Here is a 19906-nt window from a genome sequence, read left to right as displayed (position 1 = left end):
GTCCACCGCCTCCAGGCTCGACTCCGACCCGTCGACGCCGACCACCAGGGGAATCACCACTGCCACGCCTTCTTTCCCCGGACCCCACCCGCCCGAGCCCCGACCCACCGGGCCCGCGTGCGCCGCGGGAAGGTTCGCGGTCCTCCTCGAACGAGCGGGAGGCGGCGGGACGCGCCGGTCCTCCGGAGGGGGCGAACCCCGCCACCGCCACTTCCAGCTTCTTACGGGACGGAGGCAGGCGCCATGGAACCAGCGATCACCCTCGGCCCGGACGCCTCACCCGAGAGCCCTGCCGCTGCCCGCCGGGCCCCGCTCTTCCGCCGCCCCTCCATGCGGCCGGACTGACGGAAGGCGGGGCGAGCCGGCATTCCGTGTTGCCCGGAAACCCTTCGAGGGCCACGGTGGAGGTGAGGTGCCGAGGGAGTGAGCGACCATGCGCGGACTTGTCTACCACGGTCCTGCACAGACCTCCTGGGACACGGTTCCCGACCCCGCGATCGAGGAGGACACCGACGCGGTCGTACGCGTCGACGCGACCACCGTCTGCGGCAGTGACCTGCACCTTCGGCGGGGGGACCTCCCCGAGGTGAAGCCGGGCACGGTCCTCGGCCACGAGGCCGTCGGCGAAGTAGTGGAAGTCGGCCGCGGGGTGCACACCCTGCGCCCCGGGAACCAGGTGATCGTGTCGGCCGTCTCGTCCTGCGGACACTGCCCGTTGTGCCACGACAACCTGTACGGACAGTGCCGCGGTGGTGGCGGATGGATCCTGGGCAACATGATCAACGGGACACAGGCCCAGTTCGTCCGCGTTCCCTTCGCCGACTACTCCACGTACCGACGGCCCTCGTACGTCCCGCTCGACGACGCGGTCCTGCTCGCCGAACTCCTCCCCACGGCCTACGAGATCGGGGTGCGCAACGGACACGTGGGCCCGGGGGACACCGTCGTCGTGGTGGGGGCGGGGCCCGTGGGACTCGCCGCTGTCGTCATCGCCCGTCTCTACTCGCCCCGCCGGATCATCGCGGTGGACCTGTCCCTCTCCCGGCTGGCAGCCGCCACCCGCCTGGGCGCCGATGCCGCCGAACTGCCCGGGCGGATGGTCGCCGATCTGTCCGAGGGACCGGGAGCCGACGTCGTCATCGAGGCCGCAGGCGACCCGGAGAGCTTCCTCCTGGCCACACGGGTGGTGCGCGAGGGAGGGCACATCGCCAACATCGGCATGCACGGCAAACCGGTCACGCTGCACCTCGAGGCCCTGTGGCGCAAGAACCTGACGATCAGCACCGGTCAGGTCGACACCTTCTCCACACCGTGGCTGCTCGACCTCCTGGCCTTCGGACGGCTCGCGGTCTCCCCGCTCGTCACCCACAGGTTCGGTCTCGACCGCATGGAGGACGCCTACGAGGTCTTCTCCCACGGCCCGGACACCGGCGCCCTCAAGGTCGTGCTGCACCGCGAGTTGCCGGCGCCGTCCCGATGACCGGTCCTCCGGTCGCACCGGGCGGACAGCTCCGCGCGCCTCCCTCCCGCCCGGCGGCACCGACCACCCCGGCGGGAGCACGGGGGATCGCCGGCCTGCCCCGCCTCCCTCCGCCTCACGCGGGAGACCGGGAAGCCGGTGCCGCCGGACAGCGGGGCGAGGCCGACAGGCGAGCGGCGGTTGCCCCTCGCCTTCACCGCGGTTCGCCCGACGATCCGTTTCCGGGACGGAACTCGACGTCGACCACCCCCTCGACGGCGCGCACCGCGCGGGCGGCGACGGGCACCAGCGAGGTGTCCCGGACGCGGCCGGTGAGAGTCACGACCCCCTCGGCGACATCCACCCGGACGGATGCGGGTGAGCCGGGGAAGAGACGGGCGACGACCTCCCGGCGGACCTCTTCGGCGAGCTCCTCGTCCGTCCGCAGAAAGACCTTCAGCAGGTCGACCCGGCTGACGATGCCTTCGAGCAGCCCCTCGTCGTTGACGACGGGCAGCCGCTTCACCTTGCGCTGCGCCATGACGCGGGCCGCCTGTGCGACGGTGGCGTCGGCGTGGACGGTGACGGCCGGGGCGCTCATCAGCTCTCCGGCCGTCAGTGCCCCCGCCTTGGCCAGGTCGGGCAGGCGGCGCAGCTGCAGGAACCGGTCGGGGTCGCTGTCGCGGAACTCCTCCTTGGGCAGCAGATCGGCCTCGGAGACGACGCCGACCACCCGGCCCTCGCCCTCCAGCACCGGCAGGGCGCTCACCTTCCACTGCTCGATGAGCTGGATGACCTCCTTGAACGGGGCGTCGCGGCCGACGGCCACGACGGTGTGCGACATCACGTCGCTCACGGTGTACGGGCTGCCGTTCATGGTCTTCCCTTCGGGTGTCGGGCACGTGCGCCGGCCGGTGGCCGCTCGGGGCCGGGGCGCGACAGGGGAGGCCCGGTCGTCGTCATCCGCTCCCGCTGCCGTACGGGGCGTACAGGTCGAGCAGCCGGACACGGGTCGCGTGCAACCGGTGGGCGACCACCCGGCCGACCCACACGGCGATCGCGCGGCCGAAGTCGGGGTCCTCGGCGCACAGGACCCGTACGGCCTCCGCGTCGAACTCCCAGGCCCGCACCGGGCTCGTGGTCTCGGCGCCCAGGTGCCACAGGTGGGGCGGGAAGTGCCAGGACCAGCCGACCAGTTCGCCGTGGCCCAGCGACTCGATCACGGCCGCGCGGCGGCCGGGCACGTGCAGGTCGAGGGCGACGGTGCCGGTCCGGACGATCCAGAACCGGTCGGCCCGCCGCCCCTCCTCGAACAGGCGGGCTCCCGTGTCGAAGGAGACCTCGCGGGCGTACCGCATCAGCCGCTCGCGGTACTCGGCCGGGAGACCGGCGGCCAGAGTGGTGGTGGATGTCATCGCTGTCCCCTTCCGCGTCTGCCGCCGCAGACGGACGGCGGCCTTCGCCGGCCCTACGGTCGGCGCGGACCACGGGCCCTCAAGGACAGCGTGTGCCCGGTCGGCGGGGGGCGCCACGGGCCGTCCGGACCCGTCCGAGGGACCTTCGGCCCCACCGGCCCGGCAGCGGTTCGGTGACCGCCCCGCCTCCACGGGCGGCGGATGGGGTCCCGTCCGGTTCACCAGGGCGAGGCGAACGGTGAGCCGGTCGTCCTCGCCCACCACCGGCAGCCGTTCGACGCCGCGCCCGGTCACGAGCCGACCGGTCCTGAGCGCCGCTGGACACACCCGCCGCCCGGGCGCCCCCTGCACCGAGCGCCGGGCACCCGGGTGACCCGAAGGTCCCCGGCGGGGGCCGACGGCCCGTCTCCCGCACCGGGCCGCGTGAGACGGTGGATGACGAGCCGTACCGGAGCACACGGCTGCCGAAAGGCGGTGGGCACCATGGCGGAACCGCCCCTGATCGCAGGCGTCGACGGATCGGAACCCAGTCTGCGGGCCGTCGACTGGGCCGTGGACGAAGCGGCCCGGCACGGGATGCCGCTGCGGCTGGTGTACGCCTCCCTCTGGGAGCGCTACGAGGAAACCCGCCCGTCGTCCGCCCCGCGGCGCCCTGCGGCCCGGACGACGGCGGAGCACGTCGTCGCGTCCGCCGCCGAACGCGCCCGTCGGCGCAACCCCGACGTCAGGGCCTCCACGGCGGTCCTCCCCGAGGACGCGGTGCACGCCCTTCTGCGCGAGGGCGACAACGCCTCGCTCCTCGTCACCGGATCGCGGGGCCGCGGGGAGCTGAAGGGACTGCTCCTCGGCTCGGTCGGCCTGGCCGTCGCGGCGCGTGCACACTGCCCGGCGGTCGTCGTCCGGGGCGACACGGCCGGCCTGGCCGGCACCCACGAGCGGATCCTGCTCGGCGCGGGGGACCCCGGCACGAACGGTGAGGCCGTGCGGTTCGCCTTCCGTGAGGCCGAGGCACGCGGCTGCGTCCTGGACGTCGTACGCGCCTGGCGCTGCCCCGCGCACGGGAGCACCGACCACCCGGCATCCGCCGAGGAACCGGCGTGCCACCACGAGGAGCAGGCTCTCGCCCTGCTCGACGAGCTGTTGCGCGACGCGATGGCCGACCATCCGGGCGTCCGGGTGCGCCGGGCGACGGTCGAGGGCCCCGCTCCCAAGGTCCTCGTGCTCCGGTCGGCCGCCGCCGACCTGGTGATCGTCGGTGCTCGACGCCGCCGGGGACACGTCGGCCTCCAACTCGGCCGGGTGAACCACACACTGCTGCACCACGCCCTGTGCCCGGTCGCGGTCGTGCCGCAGCAGGTGTGACGAAGAACCGCAAAGAGGGAGACCGCACCTTCCCGGGCGAAGGAGACGCCACCGCTGGTCGCGTGTGCTACCGCCGGGCACGCCGGTGGGCGACGAGCAGACCGAGTACTACGCCCACGAGGAAGGTCACGGTGAGGACGCTCCACAGCGGGAGCGTGACGGTCGGGATCCACAGCCTGATGGTGACCGACTTCGTGTTGGCGGCGATGAACCAGATGGCCAGGGCGGCGATGAGCACGGAGCCGATCGTGCGCAGCTTGATGTCCTGCCCCTTGACCGTCAAGGTCGAAGGAGTGTGTGCTTTTGTAGCGTTCCGCGCCATGGGGACCATTATCGGCCGGTTGGTGCGCGCGGGCGACTCGACCCCGAGGGTCAGGCGACCGGATTCGGCTCCGAACACCCTGGCCCATGACGCCCGCCGGGGCCTTGGAGCGCGGTACCGGGAAGGCATGCGGGTCGGGGCGAGCGATCGCACCCTGTCCCGGCTGTTCCGCAGGGACCTCGGCATGACCTTCCCGCAGTGGCGCACACAACTTCGTCTCCACCACGCACTGGTCCTCCTGACCGGGCGGACGCCGGTGACCGCGGTGGCACATCAGTGCGGCTGGTCGTCCACCAGCGCCTTCCTCGACGTCTTCCGCCGCACCTTCGGCCACACCCCGGGCCCCCACCCGACGGGCTGAGGGCGCGTACGAGCCCGGACCGGAGGCGATTCGCATCGGGCCGTGGCCCGCCGTCGGCGACACCGCCGAGTTGCACACCGGAAGGGGCCTCGACGGCCTGTGGACCACCGAGGAGTTCGGCGAGCGGACCGTCAAGGGGGCTGTCAGCCGTTCGCCTCGGCCGCGGTGAGTGAGGCGAGGGCGGCGTCGAGGGCGCGGTGGGCGAGGGGCGGGTTGCAGGCACCGAGGATGACGTAGTCCTCCATCCCGTGGCCGAGCTTGGCCTCGAGGGTGGCGGTGACATCGATCTCGGTGAGGATGCCGAAACCCCGGGCGGCCAGGGCGTCGCGGGTGCGGGCGACGGCGGCGGCGAAGTCGGTGTCCAGGCGCACGGTGCGGTCGTAGCGCATGACGGCGGCCTTTCTCATCGGCTCACGTCACGGCTCGCACGGGCTGAAGGCGTCCGGCCGTGCGCGAGGCGCGCGTGAGGCGTTCGGCAGGGGTTCCCTGTCCTCGAATATACCCCCGGGGGTACTTGTGTTACGGTCGAAAACATACCCCCCGGGGTAATTACTCGCTGGAAGGGAGTACCACGTGTTCTTCGTCGACACGATCGAGGTGCCGGGGCTGGGCAACCGCAGCTATCTGGCGGGCGGCGAGCGGACGGCGGTGGTGGTCGACCCGCCGCGCGACATCGACCGGATGGTCGAGGCGGCAGCCCGTCGCGGGGTGCGGATCTCACACGTCGTCGAGACCCACCTCCACAACGACTACGTCACCGGCGGGCCGGAGCTGGCCCGGGTGACGGGCGCCGCCTACCTCGTGCCTGCCGGGGCCCACGTCCGCTTCGAACGCGTGCCCGTGCACGACGGTGACCGCACGGACGTCGACACCGGCGCCGGCCTGGTGCTGCGCGCCCTGGCCACACCCGGTCACACCCCGCACCACACCTCCTACGTGCTGGAGGAGAACGGCACGGCGGTCGCCGTGTTCACCGGCGGTTCGCTGCTGATCGGCACCGTCGGGCGCCCGGACCTCGTCGAGCCGCGGCTGACGGAGCACCTCGCCCGGGCACAGCACGCCTCCGCGCACCGGCTCGCCACCGAGCTGCCCGAGGAGACGGCGGTGCTCCCCACGCACGGCTTCGGCAGCTTCTGCTCGTCCGCCCAGGCGGAGGGCTCCGGCACGACGATCGGCAAGGAGAAGGCGTCCAACGAGGCCCTCACCCGGGACGTGGACACCTTCGTCGCCGATCTGCTGGCCGGACTGGACGACATCCCCGCCTACTACACGCACATGGGGCCGGTCAACGCCACGGGTCCCGCGCCCGTCGACCTGACCCCGCCCGCCGTGGCCGACGCCGAGGAGATCGCCACCCGGCTGGCCGCGGGGGAGTGGGTCGTGGACCTGCGCAACCGCGTCGCCTTCGCCGAAGGACACGTCTCCGGCTCGTTCAACTTCGAGGCCGAGGGGCAGCTCGCCACTTATCTCGCCTGGCTGATCCCGTGGGGCAAGCCGGTCACGCTGCTCGCCGAGTCGCCCGACCAACTCGCCGCCGCCCAGCGCGAGCTGGTGCGGGTGGGCATCGACCGCCCGGCCGCCGCGGCCACCGGCGGCCCGGCCGACTGGGTGCGCGAGGGCGAGGAGCCGGCCTCCTTCCCGCGGGCGACCTTCGCCGACCTCGCCGACCGTTACCCGGCCGGCGGCGTCGTCGTCCTCGACGTCCGGCGCGACGCGGAGCGGGCGGGCGGACACATCGAGGGCTCGGTGCACATTCCGGTCCACACCCTGCACCGCCGCCTCGACGAGGTCCCCGAAGGCGAGGTGTGGGTGCACTGCGCGGGAGGCATGCGTGCCGCCATCGCCGCGTCCCTCCTCGATGCCGCGGGCCGCGATGTCGTGGCCGTGGACGACTCCTTCGACGCGGCCGGGCGGGCCGGGCTCGCCGTCCGCGGCGCCTGACGGCACCGAACCGCACCGGACGGCGCCGGGCGCCGCGGCGGGCCGTGCCGTCCCTCCGGGCCGACATGAGGAACAGAAGCAAGGAACCGACATGAACATCTTCCGACGGGGCCGGAGCGTCCCGGGCCGCGTGACCGTGCGGGAGGCGGCCGCGCGCACCGGTCACGGGAGCGCGGAAGCGGGCGCCGACGCCGTGCTGCTCGATGTCCGCGAAGCCCACGAATGGCGGGCGGGACACGCTCCCCGAGCCGTCCACCTGCCGCTGCCCGCACTGGCCGCGGGGGCCGGGCTGCCCGCGGACGCGCAGGCGCGACCCCTGGTCGTGATCTGCCGTTCGGGCAACCGGTCCCGGCAGGCCGCCGAACTGCTCGCGGCCCGGGGAGCGGAGGCCGCGGACGTGATCGGCGGCATGGGGGAATGGGCCGGGGCGGGGCTGCCGGTGGTGGACTCGCACGGCAGGAACGGCACCGTCACGTGAGCGCTCTCGTCCTCGCCCTGACCGCCGGGGCCGTGGTCGGCCTGGCGCTCGGCGGGCTCGGGGGCGGTGGCAGTGTGCTGGCCGTCCCCGCCCTGATCTACCTGCTCGGCTTCACCCCCGTGGCGGCCACCACCGCGAGCCTGGTCATCGTCGTGTTCACCTCGGTCACCGCGTTGTCCGCGCACGCCCGCGACGGCCATGTGCGCTGGCGTACGGGACTGCTGTTCGCGGCGGCCGGGATCGGCCCGGCGATGCTGGGCGGCGCGCTCGCCGGGCGCCTGCCGGAGGGAGTGCTGACGGCGGCGTTCGCCGGGGTGGCGGCAGCGGCCGCACTCCGCATGCTGCGGGCCCGGCCGCTCGCGGACACCGCCGCGCCGGTGCGGCCGGGCCGCGCGGCGGCCGCCGGCGCCGGGCTCGGTGCCGTCACCGGCGTTCTCGGCGTCGGCGGCGGCTTCCTCGCCGTACCGGCGCTGGTGGGCGTGCTCGGCCTGCGCATGCGCGACGCGGTGGGCACCAGCCTGCTGGTCATCACGGTCAACTCCCTGGCCACACTGGTGATGCGCGCAGGTACGGTCGACCGACTGGACTGGGCGGTCGTCGGTCCCTTCATCGGGGCGGCGATCCTCGGTGCCTGGGACGGGAAACGGCTGGCCGCGAAGGCCTCCGGTCACGTGCTCCGGCGGATCTTCGCCGTGGCGCTGCTGGCCGTGGCCGCCTTCATGCTGATCGACGCGGTGACGTGATGCGCCGAATCCCACGAACCGCCCGTACGAGCCCTCACGCCAGGGACAGGAACAGCTTCTCCAACCGGGCGCGCATCTGCTCGGCGTCCTCCCCGTTGCTGCGGCCGGACTCGATGTCGGCCACGCACTGCTGCAGTCCCGTGGCGATGATCGCGAACCCGGCCCGGTCCAGCGCGCGGGAGGCGGCGGCGAGCTGCATGACGACCTCCTCGCAGTCGCGCCCCTCCTCGATCATCCGGATCACCCCGGAGATCTGGCCCTGCGCCCGGCGCAGCCGGTTCAGCACGGCCTTCAGACCCGCACCCTCGAGCTCCAGCTCCACGACCACTCCTCCATGAATACCCCTAGGGGTACTGTACGTCCCGATTCGGGATCACGTCGAACACCAAGGATCACACCTGCCATGACCAGCCCTCTCACCCCTGTCATCCTCGGCACCGACCAGGCCCGGACCCGACTCGACGAGCTCACCGTCATCGATGTGCGCACGCCCGCCGAATACGCCTCCGGCCACCTGCCCGGCGCCCTGAACGTCCCCCTGGACCACATCCGGCGTGCCCTGCCCGAGATACGGAACGCCGCCGAGCGCGCGGAGGTGCTCGTCGTGTGCGCCTCGGGCGCCCGCTCCGAGACCGCCTGCGAACTGCTGGCCGAACAGGGCATCCCCACCGCCACGCTCGCCGGAGGCACCGGCGCCTGGGCGGCCGAGGGGCACGCCCTGGACCGCCCCGCCGCTTGCGACACCCGGGCCGGATGGAGCATGGAACGCCAGGTCCGCTTCACGGCCGGCGCCGTGGTGCTCCTCGGCCTCCTGCTCGGCCTGCTCGTGCACCCGGCGTTCCAGCTCCTCTCGGCCGGCGTCGCCGGCGGTCTCGTCTTCTCCGCGCTCACCAACACCTGCGGCATGGCGGTCGTCCTCGGCAAGCTGCCCCACAACCGCCCCCGCGCGGCCGACCTCGACACCGTGCTCGCCGCCCTGCGCAGCCGCTGAACCCTGCCGGACCGGCACGTTCCGGGGCGCCCGCGCAGACGCCGCGGGCGCCCCGGGCATGCGCCGGGTCCTCGGCTTCGCGCGGTCGAGCCCGTCGCGGTCCGCCGCCGCGGGGCCCCCTGTCGGTGGCTCGACGGCTCGACGGCCCGGGTCCTCCCGCTGAGTTCCCCGGGGACCCGCGGCGGCGGAGCGCCGGGCCGGGCGGACGGCACGGTCCGGTCGCGGACGGGGGACGGAGGAGGTCCGGAAGGCCGGGGCGAGTTCGGACGGTGCCTCGGTGCCCGCCCTGCCGAAGAGGACGTCCGGGCGGCGCTCGGCACGCGGCCGGCTCAGATGTGCCGACCTGACTGCGGATCGCCCCCCACCGGGGCACGGTGCTCGGCCTCCGCCGCGTGGGCGAGGAGCAGGTCGGCCAGGTCCCGTGCCTCCTCGGCGGTGAGCGCTGCCCACACCCCCGGCTCTCCGCCCAGGTCGCGGCCCACGTCCAGGGTGACCCGGCTGATCGGCCGGTCCACGGGAGCGAGCCGCAGGCACCGCACAGCGATTCTGCGTCCGCAGGAAGTCACGAGAGAACTCTCGTCGGCCGTCCGAAGCCGGTCACTCCGTGCCGTTGTCATCGGTCCCACGCTCCTCCGCAGGGTCGGTTCGCCTCTCACCGTCGCCCCGGCCGGTACACGGGGCCGGGCAGAGGAAGCAGCGCTGCGCGGACTCGGATTGTTCCCGCCCGCGGCCCGCCCGGGCCTCCCTGCGAAGCGGCGGTACGCGCGGGCAGCCCGGGGCGTCCGCGCGGCGATCCCGTGTCCGTCTCGCACACCGACCGCTTCCGTGGCAGTCGAGCGGAGGGCGGGAGTCGCCCGGAACGTCGCCGCGCCCGTCCTCGCCGTCGACGGGGCGACCGCCGGTTTCGGCGCCGCTCCGGCCGGACCCGACTGCGGCACGCCCGGTTCCCCTTCGGCTGTTCTACGCCTTGACCGCGACGGTCCTCTCCCGAACTCCCTTTCACCTTCCCGGTATCGACCGAAGGCAGCCCTCCCCGCCCGCACCCGCCGCCGACCGGCCCGGCGACATCCCCCGTGCCGTCGACGAGGCCGGAGGGCCGGGCTCGGGGTCCGCCCCCGGAACTGACTGTTGACACCCCATTGACGTCCTGGCCATGATGATACTCCGTAGTATGAAGCGGGAGTGAGATGAACTTCGAAGGTCAGGTCGCGGTGGTGACCGGTGCCGGTGGCGGGCTGGGACGGGCCCACGCCATGGCCCTTGCCGAGCGCGGCGTCAAGGTGGTCGTCAACGACATGGGGGCGCCGAGCGGGGTGTCCACCGGCCGGAGCGCGGCGGCCCAGGTCGCCGCGGAGATCCGGGCCGCCGGTGGTGAGGCGTTCGCCTACCTCTGTGATGTCACGGACGCGGAAGCGGTCGAGAAGATGGTCGCCGAGACCATCGCGCAATGGGGCCGCGTCGACATCCTCATCAACAATGCCGGGATCCTGCGCGACAAGTCCTTCGCGAAGATCCAGTTGGACCACGTCCGCCAGGTCGTCGACGTGCACCTGATGGGCTCGATCCACTGCACCAAGGCGGTGTGGCCGCACATGGTGGAACAGGGCTACGGCAGAGTGCTGATGACCACGTCCGCATCCGGCATCTACGGCAACTTCGGCCAGTCCAACTACGGCGCGGCGAAGTCCGGCCTGGTCGGCCTGATGAACGTCCTCGCGATCGAGGGCGAGCGGAAGGGCATCCGTGTCAACGCGCTCGCCCCGACCGCGGCCACGCAGATGACCGAGGGTCTGATCGACGAGCGCATCCTCGGCCTGCTCACCCCCGAATCGATTGCTCCGGGAGCCCTGTTCCTCGTCAGTGAACAGGCACCCACCAAGACCGTGCTCGCCGCCGGCGCCGGTGTCTTCGCCGTTGCGCAGATGAAGGAGTCCGCAGGGGTCTACCTCCCCGAGGGCGACCGCTCGCCCGAAACCATCGCCGAGCGGTGGGCCGAGATCAGCGACATGAGCGATCCCGTGGTCACCGCGTCCGCGTTCGACCAGACGAAGCGGTATGCCGCCATGGCCGGCACCGAGACGGGAGCCGTGCCGTGAGAGAGGCCGTCATCGTGTCCACGGCCCGGACGCCGATCGGCAAGGCGTTCCGCGGCTCGTTCCACGACACCTCGGGCCAGCACCTGGCCGCCCACGCGATCACCGGCGCACTGCGGCGAGCGGGACTCGACGGACAGGAGGTCGAGGACGTCGTGTTCGGCTGCGCGATGCAGGAGGGCTCGACGGGGATGAACGTCGCTCGCCAGGGGGCGCTGCGGGCGGGTCTGCCGGTGACGGTTCCCGGAATGACCATCGACCGGCAGTGCGCGTCGGGTCTGATGGCGATCGCGACCGCGGCGAAGCAGGTCGTCGTCGACGGGATGAACATCGTGATCGGCGGCGGGGTCGAATCCATCTCCCTCGTCCAGAACGAGCACCGGAACACCCACCGGGCCCTCGATCCGTGGCTGTCGCGGGAGAAGCCCTCGCTCTACCTGAGCATGCTGGAGACGGCGGAGATCGTGGCGGAGCGTTACGGCATCAGCCGCGACGAGCAGGACGAGTTCGCCCTGCTGTCCCAGCGGCGGACGGCCGCCGCGCAGCAAGCGGGACTCTTCGACGAGGAGATCGTCGCCTTCTCCGGCCGACGGACGGCCCCCGAGGGACCGGACGCCCCGGCGACCGTCAGGGAGTTCACCCTGCGCGAGGACGAGGGAAGCCGCGCCTCGACCACACGTGATGCGCTGTCCCGTCTCCGGCCGGTGCTTCCCGACGGGAAGGCGTCCGCGACCTCCACCGTCACCGCCGGCAACGCCTCCCAGCTCTCCGACGGAGCCTCCGCCGCCGTCGTGATGGAGGCCCGCGAAGCCGCGAAGCGCGGACTCACCCCGCTCGGCGCCTACCGGGGGATCGCCGTCGCCGGCTGCGAGCCGGACGAAATGGGGGTCGGCCCCGTGCACGCCGTCCCCAAGCTGCTCGCCGAACACCGCCTCTCCGTGGACGACATCGACCTGTGGGAGCTCAACGAGGCCTTCGCTTCACAGGCCGTCCACTGCCGTGACCGCCTGGGCATCGATCCGGCCAAGCTCAATGTCAACGGCGGCGCCATCGCGGTCGGCCACCCCTACGGCATGACGGGGGCCCGCCTCGTCGGCCACGCCCTGCTCGAGGGCCGCCGGCGCGGCGCCCGGTACGCCGTCATCACCATGTGCGTCGGCGGAGGCATGGGCGCCGCCGGTCTCTTCGAGATCTTCTGACGGCCGCCGTCCGCCGACGCGGCCGGCGCGCGGACTTCCTCCCTGGCACAGCGCGGATCCAGAACAGCGCGGCTGCCGCTGCCGTACCGAGGCGACACGTCGCCACCACCCCGGGTGCGTTCCCCGCACGACACCAGTACCTCAACCCGTTGGAAGGGCTCCGATGGCTATCGATTCGGTTTCTTCGGCGGCGGACACGCTGCACGCGCGCGCCACTCGCAAGGCCATGGTCAGGCTCCTGCCGATCATGCTGGCCGCCTACTTCATGGCCTACATCGACCGCACCAACGTCGCGCTCGCCAAGACCCAGCTGCAGGCCGACGTCGGCATCAGCGTCACCGCCTTCGGGCTGGGCGCCGGCATCTTCTTCGTCAGCTACGCCTTCCTGGAGGTGCCCGGCAGTCTGATCATGCACAGAGTCGGCCCAAGACGGTGGATCGCGCGGATCGCCCTCACCTGGGGCGCGCTCTCGGCGGCCATGATGTTCGTCCAGGGCGAGTGGTCGTTCTACGTGCTGCGCTTCTTCCTCGGCATGGCCGAGGCCGGCCTCTACCCGACCCTCATGTACATGGTCACCGTGTGGTTCTCCCAGAAGCACCGCGCCACCGTGGTCGGATTCATCTACCTGGCCCCGACCGTCGCCCTGATCGTGGGCAACCCGATGGGCGGCGCGCTGATGGAGTTCGACACGGCTCTGGGGCTGCACGGATGGCAGTGGATGTTCCTGATCGAGGGCCTCGTGACCATGCTCGTCGGCGTCCTCGTCTGGTTCAGCCTGCCGGAGACCCCCCGCGACGCCTCCTGGCTGACGCCCGAGGAGGCGGAGATACTCTCCGCCCGTGCCGCCGGTGACGGCGCGGAGACCGGAAACCGCATCAAGGGCAACCTGAAGCAGGCCTTCGCCCGCCCCTTCATCGTCATCGTCGCGCTGATCTACCTGTTCAACCAGGTCACGAACGTCGGCATCGTCTTCAACATGCCGTCGATCGTCGAGGAGCTGAACATCCACGGCTCGTTCCTCATCGGCCTGGTGTCGGGAAGCTCCGGTATCGGGGCCACCGTCGGAGTGCTCCTCGTTCCCGTCGTGCACCGTCGTTTCGGCAACGAGGTGGCGCTCATCGGGATCCTCGCGGCGTCGACGGCGGTGACGGCGGCGATCTTCCTGCTCTCGTCCTCCCCGGTGGCGCAGATCCTGCTGATCGCGGTGTCCATGGTCTTCGTGTTCGGCACGCTGCCGCTGTTCTGGTCCGTGGCCATGGCGCGGATGTCCGGGCTGGTCGCCGCCGCCGGTCTCGCGTTCATCAACACGATCGGGCTCCTCGGCGGATTCATCGGCCCGTACGCATTCGGCCTGGCCGAGGACGCGACCGGGAACCCCAGCGCGGGGCTCTACGTCGTCATCGCCTCCTCGGTCGTCGGCGTCCTGCTCACGCCTCTGCTCGCACGGGCCGTCCGCAGCGAGGACGCGACCGGGGCCGAGGCCCCGGACCCCGTCTCGCGTTAGCCGCGCCCCCTCCCGGAACAGACACGAAGGACACGAAGGAAACGCACATGCACGGCCTCATGCAGGACCGCCCCTTGTCACTGCCGATGCTCATGGACGGCATGGAGCACCGGTTCAGCCGCAAACACGTCACCACGACACAGCTGAGCGGCACCGTGTCCACGTCCTACGGCGATGTCGCCGAGCGCGTCCGGCGCCTCGCCGGCGTGCTGGATCACCTGGACGTCCCGGCCGGCGCCCGGGTGGGGAGTTTCGGGTGGAACTCCCAGCGCCACCTGGAGCTGTACATGGCCGTGCCCTGCTCGGGGCGGGTCCTGCACACGGTCAACCACCGTCTCTTCACGGACGACATCGCCTACATCGTCGACGACGCCGCGGACGACGTCCTCTTCGTCGACCGGTCGCTCCTCGACGTGGTGCACCCCCTGCTCGACACGTGCCCGAGCGTGCGGCACCTCGTCGTGATGGACGACGGCGCATCGACGGAGCTGCCGACCGACCCCCGGATACACGACTACGAGACCCTTCTGAGCGCCGCACGGCCGGTCGCGGCGTTCGAGAGCCTCGACGAACGCACCGCCGCCGCGCTGTGCTACACCTCGGGGACGACGGGCCGCCCCAAGGGAGTCCTCTACGACCACCGCTCGATCGTGCTGCACGCGATGACGCTGCTGATGGCGGACACCTTCGCCATCAGCGAGGACGACACGGTGATGCCGATCGTGCCCATGTTCCACGTCAACGCCTGGGGTCTTCCCTACGCCGCGCTGATGGCCGGAGCGAACCTGGTCATGCCCGGCCCGGTCATGTCACCGGAGCGCCTGGTGCGGGGGATGGAGGCGTGTCGGGTCACGTTCGCCGCCGCGGTGGCCACGGTCTGGCGCGGAGTGCTGCCCCACATCGGCGACGCCGACCTGAGCGCACTGCGGCGCGCCGTCAGCGGCGGGGGCGCGCTGCCCGTCTCGCTCTCCCGCGCCTTCCACGAGAAGGCCGGGGTCCCGCTGGCGAGCTCGTGGGGGATGACCGAGACCAGCCCGCTGGTCTGCAGCGCGAGAGTACCCAGCGAAACGGCGCACTCCCTGACCGAGGACGACCGCATCACCGCACTGGCCGACCCCGGTCCTCCCACGGTGCTGTGCTCGCTGCGCCTGGTCGCCGAGGACGGTTCCCCCGCGCCCCGCGACGGACGGCACCGGGGTGAGCTGCAGGTCGCCGGCCCGACCGTCGCGGCCGCCTATTACGGCGGTTCCTCCCAGACCTCGGCGTTCACCGAGGACGGCTGGTTGCGGACCGGCGACGTGGCCACCATCGACCCCCTCGGCGTCGTGCGCATCGTCGACCGGACCAAGGACCTCATCAAGTCGGGAGGGGAGTGGATCTCGTCGGTCGAACTCGAGAACGAGATCATGGCGATGCCCGATGTCCTGGAGGCCGCGGTCGTCGCGGTGCCCGACGACAAGTGGGGGGAGAGGCCGCTGGCCTGCGTGGTGCCGGTACCGGATTCGGGCCTCACCGCCGAGAGCGTCCGTCGGCATCTGTCCGGACGGGTGGCCAAGTGGTGGATCCCCGAGCAAGTGGTTCTGCTGGACGGTCTTCCCAAGACGGCGTCCGGAAAGTTCGCGAAAGCCGCGCTGCGCCGGTCGATGACCACTGCGAGCGGCTGACGGGCCAGCCACCGCACCGGACGGCCCGTCGCGGAGTCAGCGACGGGCCGTCCGGTACGGACTCCGCGACGGCAGAGCCTCAGCGAACCGGGTCGAGGAGCAGTCCTCCGACCACGATGTCCACGACCTCGTCGGCAAGTTGCCGCAACTCGTCCGACGACTGCCCCTCGATCCGGTGGAACCACATGTCGACGGCGTTGAGACTGCACAGCAGCGTCCGGGCGGCCAGGTTCGCGCGCACGGGACGCAGGGTGCCGTCGGCGATACCGTCCTTGACGACCTGGAGGAAAAGGTCTTCGTACTCCGCCCGCAGGACGTTCAGCGCGTCCAACGCCTTCCGCTGACGGGGCTTCAACGCGGTCGACGACTGCTCACGCACTCCGAGATGCACCACATGGTGGTAGGCGAGATTCGTCATCAGGTTCATCACGTGCTGGGTCGACATGGCGATGAGTCTCTCCCGCCCGCTCCCGGGAGCCTGGGCCATCGGCTCCACCTGTTCGCGGACGGTTCGCATGCCGTGCTCGTACGCGGCCAGGAAAATGTCGAACTTGGAGCGGAAGTGGTAGTAGATCAACCCTTTGGTGGCGCCGACGCTGTCGGCGATGTCATCGATGGCGACGCCGAACCCCTGCTCCATGAAGGCCTCGGCCGCGGCGTCCAGAATTCGGCGCTTGGCGTTGTCGGCCTCGACGCCGTCCGTGACTGCCATCCAGATCCTTCTCCCGTTCGGTACTGGTCCGGCGCATCGCGCACCGCGCACCGACGCACTCTTCGAGGAGCCGGAGCGCCCCGATGATGATACTCCCTAGTATTTCAGGGCGGGAAACAGGCAGTGAGCCCGCGACCACCGGCGGCAGCGGCCTCCTCGCGGGTCCTGCCCCTGAGCGGGCTCAACGTTTCCTTGCTCGATCCGGCGAGCAGGTGAAGGCGGCCGGGTCGACCAAGAACTCCTACCATGCGCGAACTCGTTGGTGATGTCCCGGACGGGAGCTGTACGACTGCTGTACACAGAACTCGGCCCGCGCCCGATGACCGCGTACCTGCCGGCGCAGGCGGGCCCGGCGTAGGCCGGTTGAGAACGGCCCGACGGCCTGTCGAGCCGGAGTGGCGCGATGTGCGGCCCCGAGGGAGCCGCACATCGCATTGTCGGCGGTGTGTCATCAGTGGTGGCCGTAGCCGCCCCGGCCGTTGTCGTGGTCGCCGCCGCGACCGTTGTCGTGGTCGCCGCCGCGGCCGTGGTCATGGTTGTTGAAGTCGTGGTGGCCGCCACGGCCGTAGTCGTGGTTGTCGAAGTCGTGGTGGCCGCCACGGTCGTAGTCGTGGTTGTCGAAGTCGTGGTGGCCGCCACGGCCGTAGCCGTCGCAGTCGTTGCCCCACCAGTTGTCGTAGTCGCAGCGTTGGCTGTGACTGTAGCTCTGGGAGGAGGCCGAAGCGGTGCTTGCCGTACCGACGGCGACACCGCCGGCCATCAGCAGCCCTGCGGCGGACGCCGCGGCGAGGCGCCTCGCGCGTTGTGGTCGCATGGGAAATACCTTTCGCCCCATCGTCCCCGCCCCCTGAAGGGAGCGCGGGAATGGATGGCCGCAGTCGCAAACGAAATTCGCGAGAGGGTCTTTGAGTGTCACCGAACGCCGTTCCGGTGCACGGGCTCGACCGCCGACGCCTCCAGGCCGCCCATCGATACACGCGGGCGATCACTGTGGCCATGGTCCGCTCGGTCCGGGAACCGGTCGGCCGGGCGCGCCGTGCTTACGGCATTCACTCTGTGAGCCTAATCACACACCGGCGCATCGGCATCTTGGGAAACCCACCATGTTCGGCCGTCGCCGAGGGGCCCGGACCACACCCTCCCGGATCACCGGAACGGCGAGTCGGCCGTCACGTATGCGACCCGGCCCGGCCCGGCAGCCGACGCCCCGCCCGAGCCCGACGGCTGCGTACGGTGGGCCGCCGGGCGACTCCGTGCGCCGGGGGCCGCCGCCCGCACAACCGGGCGTCCTCGCCCCCTGGAGTCGGCCTCCTGTGTGACGCAGGCACTCCGGCTTGCCCTCGCCCACCGCGCCGCCCGGATCGGACGACACCGTGCACGGGGAGCGAAGCGTCACGGATCGAGCGCGGAAGGAACCGGAGCACACGAAGGTGATGCACAGCCCGGCCGGCCAGTCCTGGTCCTGGTCCTGGCCCTGATCGGGCCGACTCCTGTGCGTCAGGGTTCGCCCGGGGTCACCTGCTTCGAGCCCATGGCGGTCTTGTGATCAGTGCGAACGCGGGTGGGATGTGGCGCTCCTGCACGCCGGCTGCGCGTCGGCAGGGCCGTTGCCGGTGCGGCCGGTCTACGATCGCGCCGTGCCGAGGGTGACCGAAATGCTGAAGCGCCTGGTCATCGGGCGGGCCAAGCGCAGTGAGGAACTGAGCGAGACGCTGCTGCCCAAGCGGATCGCTCTGCCGATCTTCGCGTCCGACCCGTTGTCCTCCGTGGCCTATGCCACACAGGAGATCCTGCTGGTCCTCACCCTCGGTGGACTGGCCTATCTGCACTTCACGCCGTGGATCGGGGCCGCGGTCGTGGCGCTGATGGCGGTGGTGGTGCTCTCGTACCGCCAGGTCGTCAACTCCTATCCGAGCGGGGGTGGCTCCTACACGGTCGTCTCGACCAACCTCGGCCCCTCGGCGGGTCTGGTGGTGGGGGCCTCGTTGCTGGTCGACTACGTGATGACCGTGGCGGTGTCGGTCGCCTCCGGAGTGGACAACATCATCTCGGCGCTGCCCGCGCTGGCCGACTACCGCGTCCCGATGGCACTGGGCTTCGTGGCCCTGCTGACGGCGATGAACCTGCGGGGCGTGCGCGAGTCCGGCCGGTTGTTCGCCGCTCCCACGTACCTGTTCATCGGCGGAGTGCTGATCATGGTCGGCACGGGGCTGCTCCGCTACGTCCTGGGCGATGCCCCCGTCGCCGAGAGCGCCCGTTACGGCATCGTCCCCGAACAGGGCGACGCGGACCTGGCGGGGCTGGCCCTGGTCATGCTGGTGCTGCGCGCGTTCTCCAGCGGCTGCACGGCACTGACGGGTGTGGAGGCGATCTCCAACGGCGTACCGGCCTTCCGCAAGCCCAAGTCGAAGAACGCCGCGAGCACCCTGGCCGCCATGGGCATCATCGCGGTCGTCATGTTCACCGGTGTCACCACCCTCGCGATCGTCGCCGAGGTGCACATCACCAACGATTCCTGCCGGCTCACCGGACTGGCCGACTGCGGCGAACACACCCAGCGCACCGTCATCGCGCAGCTCGCCGCGGCTGTCTTCGGCGGGAGTACCAGTTTCGGGTTCTACTACATCCAGGCGGTCACGGCCCTGATCCTGATCCTCGCCGCGAACACCGCCTTCAACGGCTTCCCGTTGCTCTCCTCGATCCTCGCCGAGCACCGCTACCTTCCCCGCCAACTGCACAACCGCGGTGACCGGCTCGTCTTCTCCAACGGCATCCTCGCCCTGGCCGTCGTCGCCGGACTCCTCCTCTACGGATTCAAGGCAAACGTCACCAGCCTGATCCACCTCTACATCCTCGGCGTCTTCACCTCCTTCACCCTCTCCCAGACCGGAATGATCCGGCACTGGAACCGCGCACTGCGCACCGAGACCGACCCCGTGTCGCGCCGCCGCCACCAGCTGGCCCGCGCCATCAACACCACCGGCGCCGTCGTCACCGGCCTGGTCCTGGTGATCGTGCTGGCCACCAAATTCACCCAGGGCGCCTGGGTGGCCGTACTCGCCGCGGTCCTGCTGTGGCTGATGATGCGAGGCATCCACCATCACTACGACCGGACCTCCGCGGAACTCGCGGTGACCGACCCGCGCCAGGAGAGCACGCCGCCCTCCCGGGTCCTCGCGATCGTGCTCGTCTCCACCCTCCACAAGCCGACCCTGCGGGCCCTCGCCTACGCCCGCGCCTTCCGGCCCGACAGTCTGGAGGCGGTCACCGTCGCAGTCGACCAGGAGTCACTGGCCGTCCTGCGCAAGCAGTGGAACGACTTCGACATCCAGGTGCCGTTGAAGATCCTCCGGTCCCCCTACCGCGAAATCACCAGACCGGCGGTGGAGTACGTACGCTCCATCCGCCGCGCAGGCCCCCACGACGTCGTCGCCGTCTTCGTCCCCGAATACGTCGTCGGCCACTGGTGGGAGAACCTCCTCCACAACCACTCCGCCCTCTGGCTCAAGAGCCGCCTGCTCTTCATCCCCGGCGTCACCGTGACCAGCGTCCCCTGGCAGTTGTCCTCCGCCGTCCACGCCAAGCGACCGACCGCCCGCGCCCCCGGTTCCGTCCGCCGCGGCGAACCCCCCGACACGGCCCGCCACACCACTGCCCACCCC

18 protein-coding genes and 2 pseudogenes are annotated in these 19906 nt (G+C 71.5%); 12 read left to right on the top strand and 8 right to left on the bottom strand.

Translation table 11 applies throughout. The annotated features are described in order from the left end of the window. Positions 1–433: 433 nt before the first annotated feature. Positions 434–1480: an alcohol dehydrogenase catalytic domain-containing protein gene (locus B7L92_RS14370; RefSeq protein WP_081237836.1), complete on the top strand. Its 1047-nt coding sequence runs from the start codon at positions 434–436 to the stop codon at positions 1478–1480. Positions 1481–1673: 193 nt separating this feature from the next. Here the strand turns inward: B7L92_RS14370 and B7L92_RS14365 are convergent, their stop codons facing one another. Together B7L92_RS14365 and B7L92_RS14360 are read right to left on the bottom strand one after the other, a co-directional pair. Further along, positions 1674–2336, bottom strand: coding sequence for a CBS domain-containing protein (locus B7L92_RS14365; protein ID WP_081237835.1), 663 nt, complete (start codon positions 2334–2336; stop codon positions 1674–1676). 82 nt (positions 2337–2418) lie between these two features. Continuing rightward, positions 2419–2874 carry a Crp/Fnr family transcriptional regulator gene (locus B7L92_RS14360; protein WP_081237839.1) on the bottom strand — a complete coding sequence of 152 codons (456 nt, stop codon included), beginning with the start codon at positions 2872–2874 and terminating at the stop codon, positions 2419–2421. 483 nt (positions 2875–3357) lie between these two features. Between B7L92_RS14360 and B7L92_RS14355 the strand changes: the two genes are divergently transcribed. Continuing rightward, positions 3358–4236 (top strand): universal stress protein, encoded by an 879-nt coding sequence (locus tag B7L92_RS14355; protein ID WP_081237838.1) that lies wholly within the window; start codon positions 3358–3360, stop codon positions 4234–4236. Positions 4237–4303: 67 nt separating this feature from the next. On the opposite strand, the gene B7L92_RS14350 is transcribed toward B7L92_RS14355, so the two are convergent. Further along, complete coding sequence (locus B7L92_RS14350) at positions 4304–4519, bottom strand: lipopolysaccharide assembly protein LapA domain-containing protein (RefSeq protein ID WP_081237834.1); 216 nt, start codon at positions 4517–4519, stop codon at positions 4304–4306. A 163-nt stretch (positions 4520–4682) separates the two neighbouring features. Here B7L92_RS14350 and B7L92_RS14345 point away from each other — a divergent pair. Beyond that, a pseudogene (locus B7L92_RS14345) lies at positions 4683–4919 on the top strand (helix-turn-helix transcriptional regulator); the annotation flags it as partial. 182 nt (positions 4920–5101) lie between these two features. On the opposite strand, the pseudogene B7L92_RS14340 reads toward B7L92_RS14345, so the two are convergent. Further along, positions 5102–5308 (bottom strand): annotated as a pseudogene (locus B7L92_RS14340) (DUF302 domain-containing protein); the annotation flags it as partial. Between the two features lie 184 nt (positions 5309–5492). Between B7L92_RS14340 and B7L92_RS14335 the strand changes: the two are divergent. From B7L92_RS14335 to B7L92_RS14325, 3 genes are all read left to right on the top strand, one after another. Beyond that, positions 5493–6860: an MBL fold metallo-hydrolase gene (locus tag B7L92_RS14335; protein WP_081237831.1), complete on the top strand. Its 1368-nt coding sequence runs from the start codon at positions 5493–5495 to the stop codon at positions 6858–6860. Positions 6861–6951: 91 nt separating this feature from the next. After that, on the top strand, positions 6952–7338 hold the full coding sequence (locus B7L92_RS14330) for a rhodanese-like domain-containing protein (protein WP_081237829.1): 387 nt from the start codon (positions 6952–6954) through the stop codon (positions 7336–7338). Beyond that, positions 7335–8081, top strand: a complete 747-nt coding sequence (locus tag B7L92_RS14325) for a sulfite exporter TauE/SafE family protein (protein WP_081237827.1) — start codon at positions 7335–7337, stop codon at positions 8079–8081. Before B7L92_RS14330 ends, B7L92_RS14325 begins: the two co-directional genes overlap by 4 nt. Before the next feature lie 34 nt (positions 8082–8115). Here B7L92_RS14325 and B7L92_RS14320 read toward each other — a convergent pair whose 3' ends face one another. After that, positions 8116–8403 carry a metal-sensitive transcriptional regulator gene (locus B7L92_RS14320; protein ID WP_081237826.1) on the bottom strand — a complete coding sequence of 96 codons (288 nt, stop codon included), beginning with the start codon at positions 8401–8403 and terminating at the stop codon, positions 8116–8118. Positions 8404–8484: 81 nt separating this feature from the next. Here B7L92_RS14320 and B7L92_RS14315 point away from each other — a divergent pair, with 81 nt between their 5' ends. Then, on the top strand, positions 8485–9072 hold the full coding sequence (locus B7L92_RS14315; protein WP_081237824.1) for a rhodanese-like domain-containing protein: 588 nt from the start codon (positions 8485–8487) through the stop codon (positions 9070–9072). A 329-nt stretch (positions 9073–9401) separates the two neighbouring features. Here B7L92_RS14315 and B7L92_RS14310 read toward each other — a convergent pair whose 3' ends face one another. Continuing rightward, positions 9402–9587 carry a hypothetical protein gene (locus B7L92_RS14310; RefSeq protein WP_255310950.1) on the bottom strand — a complete coding sequence of 62 codons (186 nt, stop codon included), beginning with the start codon at positions 9585–9587 and terminating at the stop codon, positions 9402–9404. Positions 9588–10259: 672 nt separating this feature from the next. Here B7L92_RS14310 and B7L92_RS14305 point away from each other — a divergent pair. The 4 genes from B7L92_RS14305 to B7L92_RS14290 all read left to right on the top strand — a co-directional run bounded on the left by B7L92_RS14305 (position 10260) and on the right by B7L92_RS14290 (position 15532). Continuing rightward, entirely contained in the window at positions 10260–11168 is a 909-nt protein-coding gene (locus B7L92_RS14305; protein ID WP_081237822.1) for an SDR family NAD(P)-dependent oxidoreductase, read from the top strand. Next, positions 11165–12364 (top strand): acetyl-CoA C-acyltransferase, encoded by a 1200-nt coding sequence (locus B7L92_RS14300; protein ID WP_081237820.1) that lies wholly within the window; start codon positions 11165–11167, stop codon positions 12362–12364. Before B7L92_RS14305 ends, B7L92_RS14300 begins: the two co-directional genes overlap by 4 nt. A 163-nt stretch (positions 12365–12527) precedes the next feature. Beyond that, positions 12528–13868 carry an MFS transporter gene (locus B7L92_RS14295; protein WP_081237818.1) on the top strand — a complete coding sequence of 447 codons (1341 nt, stop codon included), beginning with the start codon at positions 12528–12530 and terminating at the stop codon, positions 13866–13868. Between the two features lie 47 nt (positions 13869–13915). Next, entirely contained in the window at positions 13916–15532 is a 1617-nt protein-coding gene (locus B7L92_RS14290; RefSeq protein WP_081237816.1) for a long-chain fatty acid--CoA ligase, read from the top strand. A 79-nt stretch (positions 15533–15611) separates the two neighbouring features. Here the strand turns inward: B7L92_RS14290 and B7L92_RS14285 are convergent, their stop codons facing one another. Both B7L92_RS14285 and B7L92_RS40650 read right to left on the bottom strand, forming a co-directional pair. Next, positions 15612–16244: a TetR family transcriptional regulator gene (locus tag B7L92_RS14285; RefSeq protein ID WP_081237815.1), complete on the bottom strand. Its 633-nt coding sequence runs from the start codon at positions 16242–16244 to the stop codon at positions 15612–15614. 451 nt (positions 16245–16695) lie between these two features. After that, entirely contained in the window at positions 16696–17058 is a 363-nt protein-coding gene (locus B7L92_RS40650; protein WP_159461033.1) for a hypothetical protein, read from the bottom strand. Between the two features lie 841 nt (positions 17059–17899). Here B7L92_RS40650 and B7L92_RS14275 point away from each other — a divergent pair. Beyond that, a partial coding sequence (locus tag B7L92_RS14275) for an APC family permease (RefSeq protein WP_107501484.1) occupies positions 17900–19906 on the top strand: 2007 nt, incomplete at its 3' end.

Source organism: Streptomyces viridosporus (assembly GCF_002078235.1).
GTDB classification, from domain to species: Bacteria; Actinomycetota; Actinomycetes; order Streptomycetales; family Streptomycetaceae; genus Streptomyces; species Streptomyces viridosporus.
This window is presented reverse-complemented; position numbering and strand designations above follow the sequence as displayed.

What these genes read in the sequence shown, in the direction of transcription:
- B7L92_RS14370 (WP_081237836.1), top strand. Translation starts at nt 434, where the DNA reads ATGCGCGGACTTGTCTACCACGGTCCTGCACAGACCTCCTGGGACACG.
- B7L92_RS14365 (WP_081237835.1), bottom strand. Translation starts at nt 2,336, where the DNA reads ATGAACGGCAGCCCGTACACCGTGAGCGACGTGATGTCGCACACCGTC.
- B7L92_RS14360 (WP_081237839.1), bottom strand. Translation starts at nt 2,874, where the DNA reads ATGACATCCACCACCACTCTGGCCGCCGGTCTCCCGGCCGAGTACCGC.
- B7L92_RS14355 (WP_081237838.1), top strand. Translation starts at nt 3,358, where the DNA reads ATGGCGGAACCGCCCCTGATCGCAGGCGTCGACGGATCGGAACCCAGT.
- B7L92_RS14330 (WP_081237829.1), top strand. Translation starts at nt 6,952, where the DNA reads ATGAACATCTTCCGACGGGGCCGGAGCGTCCCGGGCCGCGTGACCGTG.
- B7L92_RS14315 (WP_081237824.1), top strand. Translation starts at nt 8,485, where the DNA reads ATGACCAGCCCTCTCACCCCTGTCATCCTCGGCACCGACCAGGCCCGG.
- B7L92_RS14305 (WP_081237822.1), top strand. Translation starts at nt 10,260, where the DNA reads ATGAACTTCGAAGGTCAGGTCGCGGTGGTGACCGGTGCCGGTGGCGGG.
- B7L92_RS14295 (WP_081237818.1), top strand. Translation starts at nt 12,528, where the DNA reads ATGGCTATCGATTCGGTTTCTTCGGCGGCGGACACGCTGCACGCGCGC.
- B7L92_RS14290 (WP_081237816.1), top strand. Translation starts at nt 13,916, where the DNA reads ATGCACGGCCTCATGCAGGACCGCCCCTTGTCACTGCCGATGCTCATG.
- B7L92_RS14285 (WP_081237815.1), bottom strand. Translation starts at nt 16,244, where the DNA reads ATGGCAGTCACGGACGGCGTCGAGGCCGACAACGCCAAGCGCCGAATT.
- B7L92_RS40650 (WP_159461033.1), bottom strand. Translation starts at nt 17,058, where the DNA reads ATGCGACCACAACGCGCGAGGCGCCTCGCCGCGGCGTCCGCCGCAGGG.